A 10379-nucleotide genomic window follows, 5' to 3' on the forward strand; every position below is an offset into this window, starting at 1 on the left:
GTGGGTACTGACGGCATGGAGGCCCGGAACTCCTCGGCTTCGTTGCGGAAGGCGCTGGCTTTGCTGGCGGTGGTGGCGGAGCATCCGGTGAGCGCGGACGGACTCGCCTTGGTGGAGCTGACCAAGCTCTCCGGGCTCAACAAGAGCACGGTCCTGAGGTTGGCCGCGCCCTTGTTGGACGAAAACCTGCTGGAACGCGATGCCGAGAGCGGCCGCTTCCGGCTGGGCCATGGTTGCCTGCGTTTGGGACAGTCATACCTGGACCGGCTCGATTTGCGTAGCGTCGCGAACGCCGAGCTCAGGGTGCTGATGAGGGCTACGGAAAGCACCTGCCACTTGGTGGTCTTGTCCGGCCATGATGTGGTTTACCTCGACAAAGTTGAAGACGAGGCAACAGTTCGTATGGCATCGCGTGTTGGGGCGACCATGCCGGCGTATTGCACTGCGGTCGGCAAAGCCATGTTGGCGTTCAGTCCGGAGGAAGTGGTGGCTCCGATCCTGGCCGGCGACCTGGTGCCGATCACCGACAGGACCATCACGGATCCCGAGCAGTTGCGGACTGAATTCGCCGCGATCCGACGCCGGGGCTACGCGATCGACGACCGTGAGAACGAACCCGAGGTCCGGTGCGTGGCCGCCCCGATCTTTGGCCACGATGATCACGTGGTGGCCGCCCTCAGCGTTTCATCGTTGTCGTCCCGCATGACCGCCAAACGCGTCCGGGAAGTAGGTCCCATGGCCGCCGAAACCAGCCTGCGCATCTCGGCCAAGCTGGGATCGCGACGGGCAGGCGCCAAACTCGCCAAGCTGGCTTAGGGGGGCTCATGGAAACGCCAATGAACGACGCCGGTGCTGCGGTTGGGGCGGACGGTGCCGCAGGCGCCTACTTCCGGGCGAAGTTGCGGTTCGAGATCGACGTCATGGACGTCGCCGATGCGGCTCCCGGCAGTTTCGTGCTCATGGATACCCGAAGGCAGTCGTCGTGGGACCACGGCCATATCCCTGGTGCAGTACATTTGCCGACGGCCCAGATCCCTGCGCGGGCCGCTGAGCTGATCCCCGCTGGGAGCTCAGTAGTGGTCTATTCGTGGGGACCGGGCTGCAACGGAAGTACCTTCGCGGCCCTGGCGTTCGCCGAGCTTGGGTACCCGGTGCGGGAGATGATCGGCGGCATTGAGTATTGGGCGCGGAACGGCCTCCCGGTGGAGACAGCTACAGGCGTTGTCGTTCGGGACTTCGATGGGCTGGTCACGGCGCACCAACCCGAGGGGTAGCGGCCATCGCTACCCCCAAGCCGCCCAGTCCTCAGGCCTGAGCGACGGGCGGCCGAGAAGGTAGCCTTGGGCCGCGGTCATCCCGAGCTTGGTGACCGCAGCCAGCTCGGCCTCGGTCTCGATCCCTTCGGCTACCAGGGCGGCTCCGATTTCGGAGGAAAAACCGACCATCGCAGCTCCCAACGCCCGCTGGCCTGGATCCGTGTCGATCCCGGCGATGATTTCGCGATCGAGTTTGATGAGGTCCGGCTTGAGCTGCAGGATGTGGCGCATGGAAGCAAAGCCGGCACCGGCGTCGTCCACGGCTATTCTGAGCCCGGCGTGCCGCAACGGTGCCAACACTTCGGCGAGCGGCTCATAGTTGGTCACCTCATGGCGTTCGGTGACCTCAAGAACGATGCGTCGCGGAGGGATGGCCGACTCCACAATCGCGGCTGCCAGCCGGGGGTCAAGGCACGCCCGGGGTGAGAGGTTTGCCGCGATGTACAGATCCGGTGGGAGCCCTGCCGCGGTGGTCAGCGCCGTCCGGAGGGCAAGGATCTCAAGCTCGATATCCAGGCCGACCGAGGCGGCCTCCATGAAACGCACCTCGGGGGACAACTCCTGGGAACCGCTGAACCTTGTCAAGGATTCCACTCCAACGACGTTGCCCGTTTCCAGGCACCGGATCGGCTGGAATGCTGTGATGAGTGAGCCGTCATTGAGCAAGGCCTGGATGCGGACAGTGACTTCCGCCCGCGAACGTGTTGCCTCTGGATTCAAGACACGGCAGGTGCCCTCGAAACCGCAGTCCCTGCCCTCCCTGTCGCGAATCGGCCTTCCGGCTACATCAATCAAGACGCGGCTGCCATCCCGGTGGCGGCACACGGTGATTACACGTGACCACGAGGAGTCGCCGCTTTCCCTGGCTTTCCAGTCCACCCGTGCGTCTGCCAGGTCCCCGGGGTCGATCACGCGGGTGATGTGCCTCCCCAGCAGTTCGGAGGGTTCGTACCCCGTGATGTCCTTGCTCGCCGGGCTGCAGAACGTAAATCGTCCATCGGGCCCCGTGGCCCACAGCCAGTCCATGCTTGTGTGCAGCACGGTGTCCATCAAGCGCGACGTCCGGAACGCCTGGCTGCGTTCCCGCTGCTGCTGCCGCATGAGACGCCACGCGGCCAGTACCACCAGGGGCACGATCAGCAGTGCGAGAAGCGCGGGGAATCCGGTCTTTTCATCGATGCCGCCCCACGGCGGAAGCCCGAAAGCCAAGGGCAGGCGGATAGACAAGGCGACTGCAGCCTCGATGAATACGACAACCAGCAGCCACCATCCGGTTGAAGCCGACGCCAGCCGGTTCGCTTGGCGTCCCTCCCGGGAAGACGCCCTCTTAAGCCGGGGAAAGCGCATGAAGGGCATCACCCAATAGTGCCACCAAGCCGGGCTCCGGGGCTTACGCCGTAACGGCCAGCGCGTCGATTTCCACGAGCATGACTTCGTGCGGGAGGTCGACGAACACCGTGGTGCGGCTAGGCAGTTGGCCGCTGGGGACGTTCTCGGTGATGAATTCGCCGTAGACCTCGTTCATGGCGGCGAAGTCGTCGCGGGTGGTGAGGTAGACGCGGAACATGATGACGTCTTCCACTGAGGAGCCGCCGGCTTCGAGGATCGCCTTCACGTTCTCCAGTGTGCGGCGGGTCTGGACTCGGACGTCGCCCTCGCCGATGTACTGGTTGGTGGCGGGATCCATGGGGCCTTGGCCCGAGACCTGGAACAGGCCGCCCTTCTGGATGCCTTGGGAGAATACGTGCGCCGGGGCCGGAGCGTTTTCGGTCAGTACTACAGTCTTTTCACTCATGCGGAGTTCCTTTCGTGGCTGATCCAGCCGAGGTCGCGGGAGATGGCCTCGGTGCTGGCTTTGAGGTCGGGCAGCAGCTCAAGCAGACCTTCATAGCTGAGCATCACCACCGGTACCGAACAAGAGGCTGCGGCCACGACGGCGCCGCTCGCGTCGCGAATGGGGGTCGCGATGCAGTGCACGAAGGATTCGTGCTCGGCGTTGTCATGGGCCCAGCCCTGGACCCTGACCTGCTCCAGTTCGGCCAAAAGGACCTCCCGCGAGGTCAGGGTGGTGTCGGTAATTCTTGTGTAGTCGAGTCCCGCCGCGATCTTTTCCTGCCGGCTGCGCGGCATGTCGGCAAGCAGGACTTTGGCGACGGCGGCCGAATGCAGGGACGCGGTCAGGCCGATCCGGGAGTACATCCGCACGGGATGGTGCGACTCGAATTTGTCGATGTACACCACGTCATTGCCCTCGAACGCGGCAAGGTGCACGGTGTGCCCGGTCTTTCCGTTCAGCTCAGCCAAGTACGGGTGCGCCACTTTGCGGATGTCCCGCTGCTCCAGGGCGAGCGAGGACAGCTCGAACAGTTTGGATCCAAGCATGAACCGCTGGTCCTCATCGCGGACAACGAATCGCTTTTCCTCCATGGCGTGCAGGAGCCGCATGACGGTTGTCTTGTGTACCGAAGCCTTGGAGGCAAGCTCATCCAGGGTGGCCGGTTTGGCCGCAAGCTCGGCTAGCAGGTCGATGGCCCGCATCAGGCTTTGGCTCATGGTGCTGTGCTCCGATCGTGAAGGCTTCGGTCATGGCTGCTGAAGTGTCCTGCGGCGACGTGGATCGCAGCCCATTCGGCGTCTGTGGAATCGAGGATGGCCGAAAGCAGGGCGGAGCCGGGGAGCGGGCCACGATCGCCATGCACGGTGAGGGTGCAGGCTGCGGCGACGTGACCGCGGCGAAGGCTCGCCTTCTGCCCGAGGCCGAACAGCACGCCGCTGAGGTACCCGGCCGCGAAGGAATCGCCTGCGCCCACCGGCTCAAGCACGTCCACGGACAACGCCGATACTTCGGACCGCGTCCCGTCCCGTTCCAGGGCGATGGCGCTAGTGGCTTCGTTCTTGATGACGACGACGGCGGGATCAGGTATGAGGCGCCGCAGTTCAGTTTCGTCCGTAGTGCCGAAGGCGTGCTCGGCTTCGTCCTTGCCCACCAGCACGATGTCGGCGAGATTGGCCAGGCGGCGCAGTACGGAACGGTCCTGGCCGGCCCAGAGCGCGGCGCGCCAATTGACGTCGAAGCTGATGAGGCGGCCGTGCCTCGGGGCGGCGAGGATGGCCTCGGTCAGCTGAAGGCATTCGGCCGAGATCGCCGCTGTGATGCCGCTCAGGTGGATGAGCGATGCTTCGTTAAGCAAACGCTCGACGGCGGGATTCGCCAGGGTGCCCAGGCTCATCGCTGATGCGGCGGAACCCTGCCGGTAGTACAAAACTGAACTGCCGCCGTCGGGGTCTGTTCCCTGGGCTGGCACCTTGACGTAAAGCCCGGTGGGCCGTCCGGGATCGACCTCGACGCCGGAAACGCCTACTCCGTGGCTGCTGAGTTCCTCCAGGATCCGGATACCGAATCCGTCCTTGCCCACCCGGCCTACCCAGTGGGAGTCCAGGCCCATGGCAGCCAGGCCCATGGCAACGTTCGATTCCGCGCCGCCGATGCCGCAGTGCAGCTCCGTGGCTTGGTGCAGCGGGACGGGCTTCACCGGGGTGAGCATGGCCATCGTCTCGCCCACACATACAGCTGAAAGCATGAAACTCGCGCGCTCCCTCTGCCGCTTCCAGCGGCACTCGACACCCAATGAAGAAGGGATTTCCGTGGCCTGGTCAGGGAGTGCCGGGCCACGCCGCGGCCTTGACTCCCAATCCTGCACCATGTTAGACATATCACCAACAGCTTTGCAACCTGCGTTGCAAAATACGCAACGCACCGGGTTTGCGAGCAGAATGCGCACAGTGAATTGCGCACAGTGAAGTTGCGCATCGTGAAGGGATCGAACTGGTGAACACTTCCACGTCCGGGGCCGGAGCAGAGGCCGGGGCAATTGCGGCGGACGCCGTGGGCCGCCTGGCGGATGTCCGGCTCGACTGGCGGCACAAAGCCGTGCCCGCCACAGCCAACGGCACCAGCCACCGCGAGTTCCTCTCCACCCACCCGAAACTCAAGGACCTCCAGACACCGTTGTTGACGCTTGATGCCGGGGCGATGCGCGGCAATGCCGATCGGCTGGCTTCGTGGTGCGCGGAGCATGGCGTCTTGCTGGCTCCGCATGGAAAGACCACCATGGCGCCACAGCTCTGGGCCGAACAGCTGAGCCGCGGGGCCTGGGGGATCACCGTGGCGAACTTCGCCCAGCTCCGCGTGGCCCGCGCGTTCGGCGTGCGGCGCCTGCAACTGGCCAACAGCCTGAGCGATCCGCACGCGATCGAATGGGTCGCCAAGACCGCGAGTCCGGACCAGCCGATCCTGTCCTGGGTGGACTCCACCGTTACCGTGCAGGTTATTGGCCGCACCTTGGAAGCCGTTGGAAGCAACGCCGTCCTGGATGTCCTCGTTGAGCTCGGCGGGATCGGCGGCCGCACCGGGGCACGAGGCGTGGAGGCTGCACTCGACGTCGCCCGCGCCGTCAGTGCCTCCCCGCACCTGCGGCTCGTGGGGGTGAGCGGCTACGAAGGATCGTTGGCCCACACGGCCGACGCCGGCAGTCTTGCCGCCGTCCGCGGCTACTTGGGCCAGATGGGTGAGCTGCATAAGCGGCTCCTCGTGGAGGGTCTCTACGGATCGGACGCCGTCATTCTCACCGCAGGCGGCAGCGCCTACTTCGACGACGTCGTCGACGTCCTTTCGCCCTACGCCACCGCTGGCTCCGAGGCAAGCCCCCGGGTGGAACTCATGATCCGCAGCGGCGCCTACATCATCCACGACGACGGCTTCTACCGGGGCATCTCGCCGTTTTCCCGCGACGGCGGCCAGCCGCTCATGGCAGCTATGCACGGCTGGGCGCGCGTCGTGTCCCAGCCCGAACCCGGCCTCGCCATCCTCGACGCCGGCAAACGGGACTTGCCCGTTGACGAAGGCCTGCCGCGTCCACAGCTGATCGGGCCCGCGCTCGGTGGTCCCATGCTGCCCCTCGGCGGTGCCGAGATCACGGCCGTCAACGACCAGCACTGCTTCATGACCTTCGACGCCCGCACCACCACCGTGCGGCCCGGCGACGTCGTGCGCCTCGGACTTTCGCATCCGTGCACAGCCTTTGACAAGTGGACCCTCATCCCAGTGCTGGCGGACACCGACGGTGACCAAACCGTCGTGGACCTCATCCATACCTTCTTCTAGGACCCTCGCCATGAAGACCCTCATCAGCAACGCCATCCTGGTGGACGGAACCGGGATGGACCGCCGCACCGCGGACGTCCTGCTGGACGGCGAGGTGATCGCCGTCGTCGCCGACGCCGGATCCCTCACCGCAAGCGGAACCGGCGCCGAGCGGACTATCGACGCCACGGGACTCGTCCTGAGCCCCGGCTTCATCGACATGCACGCCCATTCGGACCTGCAGCTGCTGGTCAACAAAGACCACTACGCCAAGCTCAGCCAAGGCGTCACCACCGAACTGTTGGGCCAGGACGGGCTGTCCTACGCTCCGGTGGACGACGCCACGCTTGCCGGAGTCCGCGAGAAGATCGCCGGCTGGAACGACAACCCGCAGGATTTCGACTGGGATTGGCGAACCGTGGGCGAGTACCTGGACCGCCTCGACGCGGAAGACGACCGGGGCCGGATCGCCACCAACGCCGCCTACCTCGTGCCGCAGGGAACCGTACGGGCCCTCGTGATGGGCTTCGCCGAAGGGGACCCGACACCTGAGCAGCAGGAGCGGATGCAGGACTTGGTCCGCACCGCCATGGAGGAAGGCGCCGTAGGGATGTCCTCCGGACTGACCTACACCCCCGGAATGTACGCCCGCACGGAGGAACTGGCAGGACTATGCCGGACCGTGGGGGAGCTGGGTGGTTTCTACGCCCCGCACCACCGCTCCTACGGAAAGGGCGCGCTCGGCGCCTACGCTGAGATGATCGGACTGAGCAGGGACACCGGCTGCGCGCTGCACCTTTCCCACGCCACCATGAACTTCGCCGAAAACAAGGGCAGGGCGGGCGAGCTTCTTGAACTCATCGACGCAGCGCTCGACGACGGCGCCGACATCACGCTCGACACCTATCCCTACCTCCCCGGAGCCACCACGCTCGCGGCCATCTTGCCCAGCTGGTCATCCTCCGGCGGCACCGAGGCCACACTCGCGCGCTTGGCTGACCCGGCTACGCTAGCGAGGATCCGCGAAAGCGTGGAGATCTACGGCTCCGACGGCTGCCATGGCGTGGTTGCCGAGTGGCACACCCTGGAGATCAGCGGCGTCCAGAACCCGGCACTCGCCGGCCATGTGGGCAAGACCATCGCCGCAATCGCGGCCGAAACCAACGCTGAACCCTTCAACGTGTTCGTTCGGATCCTCCAAGAGGACCGCTTGGGCACCGGCATCCTGCAGCACGTCGGACACGAGGAAAACGTGCAGGCCATCATGGTCCATCGCACGCACACCGGCGGCAGCGACGGCCTCTTGGTCGGAGCCAAGCCGCACCCGCGTGCCTGGGGAACCTTTCCCCGCTACCTGGGCCATTACAGCCGCGACCTGGGCTTGCTGACCCTGGAAGAAATGGTCCACCACTTGAGCGGCCGCCCCGCCAAGCGGCTCAAGCTCGACCGCCGCGGGCTCGTCCGCGAAGGCTACGCGGCCGACGTCGTCCTCTTCGATCCGCGCACCGTCCGTGACGAAGCCACCTTTGAAAACCCCCGCAAGCCAGCCACTGGCATCCATTACGTGTTCGTCAACGGGACGGCAGCGATCGACGGCGGGAAGCCCACCGGCGCCCGTGCCGGCCGCGCCCTGCGCCGCAGCCCCGACGGACGCACCCGAGCAGGAAGTACGGAATCGCATGACTCCTGAAGAATTCGTCGAACAGCTTGAAGCCGACCGCACCCTCGCCGTCGTCCGTGCGCCATTTATCCCCGACGCCGCCGAGCTGTGCCACGCACTGGCCGGCGCCGGCATCCGCAGCGTCGAACTGACGTTCACCACCCCGGACGTGCTGAAGCATGTGCGGCGGGCGGCGGACACCGCCGCGAAGCACGGCGCCGCCGTCGGAATCGGTACCGTGATGACGGCCGAGCAGGCAAAGGCAGCAATCGACGCCGGTGCCCGGTTCCTGGTGACTCCCGGCCTCCGCCCCGAGGTTGCGGCGGTGGCTGCGGCCGCCGGTATTCCCTTCAGTTTGGGCGCCATGACACCCACGGAGGTGGCGCAGGCCCTTGACCTCGGTTCCGCGGCAGTCAAGATCTACCCGGCCAGGCAGCTCGGCCCGGCCTACCTCAAGGATCTCCAGGGTCCCTACCCTGGCATCCGGCTTCTGCCCTCCGGCGGGATCGACGCCTCGAACGCCAAGAGCTATCTCGACGCCGGCGCCGCAGCGGTCTGCTGTGGAACCAGCGTGGTCCCTCCCTCCGCCGTGGCCGCAGGCGACTGGGCTGACATTTCGGCCAGGGCCGCCGCCTTCACCGCCACCCTCGCGTAGGAATCCCCAGAAAGTGACCTCCATGAATGAATTCCTGAACTGGCTGCGGCACGATACCGCCGGCCTGCTTCTCCTGGCAGGGGCCGGCATTGCCCTCCTGTTGTTTCTCATCATCAAAGTCAAGGTAGAACCGTTCATTGCCTTGGTGGGTACCAGCGTGCTCGTCGCGCTGGCGGGCGGCGTGAGCATCGATGCCCTCGTCGGCTCGCCGATCAAGAGCGGTGACGCACTCATCGAGAAGGGCTTCGCCGGGATCCTCGGACACATCACGTTGATCATCGGCCTGGGCACCGTCCTTGGCGCTATCCTGGAACGTTCCGGTGGTGCGGAGGTCCTGCTGGGCAGGCTCGTGAAGATCTTCGGCGAAAAGGGAACGCCGCTGGCCATGGGCGTCACCGGTTTTGTCCTCGGCATTCCGGTCTTCTTCGACATCGGTATTTTCGTGCTCGCACCCCTCGTCTACGTGGCGGCGGTACGCGGCGGGAAATCCCTGATTCTGTATGCCTTGCCGCTCCTCGCCGGCCTCTCGGTGACCCACGCCTTCCTGCCACCGCACCCGGGTCCCGTGGCAGCGGCTGGCCTGTTCCACGTTGAACTTGGCTGGATCATCATCATGGGCCTCGCCTGCGGTATCCCCGCTTGGTTCGCTTCCGGCATTCTCTGGGGCCAGTGGATCGGCAAGCGCGTGCAAGTGTCCGTTCCGGAGGACCGCGTGATCCCGGAGGCAGAGGAAGCCGTTGGCCACGAGCCGCCTATGAGCGTCGTTGCCCTTGCCATCGGCCTGCCGATGCTCCTGATCCTTGGCGCCACCTTCGGCAATGTCTTCCTGCCCGCCGGTGGTTTCCGCGATGCGCTCGTGTTCTTCGGCAACCCGGCCATTGCGCTCACCGTTGCCGTTGCACTCTCCATGTGGCTCCTGGGCACGCGCCGGGGCATGAGCGCCAAGGACCTCTCCGAACTGAGCTCGGCCTCGCTGAAGCCGGTCGGCATGATCCTGCTTGTTGTTGGAGCCGGCGCATTCTTCGGCGCCGTGCTCTCGGCAACCGGGGTTGGCAACGCGGTGGCGGACACTTTGGCCAAGGCCGGGCTTCCGGTGATCGTGTCCGCTTACGTGATTGCCTGCGGCATGCGCCTCGCCCAGGGCTCGGCCACGGTCGCGATCGTGACCACCGGCGGCATCCTGGCCCCGGCGCTCACGGCCGGGCACTATTCGCAGCCGCAATTGGCCCTGATTGTCATGGCCATCTCCTCCGGCTCCATCATCGCCAGCCACGTGAACGACGGCGGATTCTGGATCATCTCCAAGTACTTCAACATGTCAGTCAAGGACACCCTGAAGACGTGGACGGTGCTGGAGACCGTGCTCTCGGTAGTGGGCTTCGGCATGGCGGCGCTGCTGTACCAGTTCGTCTAAACGCTGAGCGACACGGAAAATCCCTGGCGCCTCCGGAATTCCGGGTTATAGGACAAAACGTGTGTATGGATTGTGCCTGCTTCCCAGTGTTGGCGGGCGAATTTCGGGGTAGCTAAGCTTTGGAAGCTTAGGGTGGCTGGGGTGCTTGCATATCTCTGGAATGTCTGGTCTGCGGTCAGGCGCTGGTACGG

10 protein-coding genes are annotated in these 10379 nt (G+C 65.4%); 6 read left to right on the forward strand and 4 right to left on the reverse strand.

Translation table 11 applies throughout. The annotated features are described in order from the left end of the window. Complete coding sequence (locus AB4068_RS05435; RefSeq protein WP_441432849.1) at nt 1-816, forward strand: IclR family transcriptional regulator; 816 nt, start codon at nt 1-3, stop codon at nt 814-816. 8 nt (nt 817-824) lie between these two features. Beyond that, nucleotides 825-1274: a rhodanese-like domain-containing protein gene (locus AB4068_RS05440; RefSeq protein ID WP_441432850.1), complete on the forward strand. Its 450-nt coding sequence runs from the start codon at nt 825-827 to the stop codon at nt 1272-1274. A 9-nt stretch (nt 1275-1283) separates the two neighbouring features. Here AB4068_RS05440 and AB4068_RS05445 read toward each other — a convergent pair whose 3' ends face one another. The 4 genes from AB4068_RS05445 to AB4068_RS05460 are packed head-to-tail and all read right to left on the reverse strand — an operon-like array spanning nt 1284 to nt 4897. Beyond that, nucleotides 1284-2672, reverse strand: a complete 1389-nt coding sequence (locus AB4068_RS05445; protein WP_441432851.1) for a sensor domain-containing phosphodiesterase — start codon at nt 2670-2672, stop codon at nt 1284-1286. Between the two features lie 34 nt (nt 2673-2706). Beyond that, a complete protein-coding gene (locus tag AB4068_RS05450) occupies nt 2707-3111 on the reverse strand; it encodes a RidA family protein (RefSeq protein WP_059388814.1) in 405 nt (134 codons plus the stop codon). Then, nucleotides 3108-3869, reverse strand: a complete 762-nt coding sequence (locus AB4068_RS05455) for an IclR family transcriptional regulator (RefSeq protein ID WP_441432852.1) — start codon at nt 3867-3869, stop codon at nt 3108-3110. The genes AB4068_RS05450 and AB4068_RS05455 overlap by 4 nt, the downstream gene beginning before the upstream one ends. Next, on the reverse strand, nt 3866-4897 hold the full coding sequence (locus AB4068_RS05460; RefSeq protein WP_441432853.1) for a sugar kinase: 1032 nt from the start codon (nt 4895-4897) through the stop codon (nt 3866-3868). The genes AB4068_RS05455 and AB4068_RS05460 overlap by 4 nt, the downstream gene beginning before the upstream one ends. 248 nt (nt 4898-5145) lie before the next feature. Between AB4068_RS05460 and AB4068_RS05465 the strand changes: the two genes are divergently transcribed. Genes AB4068_RS05465 through AB4068_RS05480 form a run of 4 tightly spaced genes read left to right on the forward strand, consistent with a single transcriptional unit; the run spans nt 5146 to nt 10188 of the window. Further along, entirely contained in the window at nt 5146-6480 is a 1335-nt protein-coding gene (locus AB4068_RS05465; protein ID WP_441432854.1) for an amino acid deaminase, read from the forward strand. A 10-nt stretch (nt 6481-6490) separates the two neighbouring features. Beyond that, a complete protein-coding gene (locus AB4068_RS05470) occupies nt 6491-8149 on the forward strand; it encodes an N-acyl-D-amino-acid deacylase family protein (RefSeq protein ID WP_441432855.1) in 1659 nt (552 codons plus the stop codon). Continuing rightward, the gene (locus AB4068_RS05475; RefSeq protein WP_441432856.1) at nt 8139-8774 is read left to right on the forward strand and encodes a bifunctional 4-hydroxy-2-oxoglutarate aldolase/2-dehydro-3-deoxy-phosphogluconate aldolase; all 636 of its coding nucleotides are present in this window, start codon (nt 8139-8141) and stop codon (nt 8772-8774) included. The genes AB4068_RS05470 and AB4068_RS05475 overlap by 11 nt, the downstream gene beginning before the upstream one ends. A gap of 22 nt (nt 8775-8796) precedes the next feature. Beyond that, nucleotides 8797-10188, forward strand: a complete 1392-nt coding sequence (locus AB4068_RS05480; RefSeq protein ID WP_284988504.1) for a GntP family permease — start codon at nt 8797-8799, stop codon at nt 10186-10188. Nucleotides 10189-10379: the final 191 nt, after the last annotated feature.

It is taken from the genome of Arthrobacter sp. 2RAF22, assembly GCF_052115325.1.
Classification (GTDB): domain Bacteria; phylum Actinomycetota; class Actinomycetes; order Actinomycetales; family Micrococcaceae; genus Arthrobacter.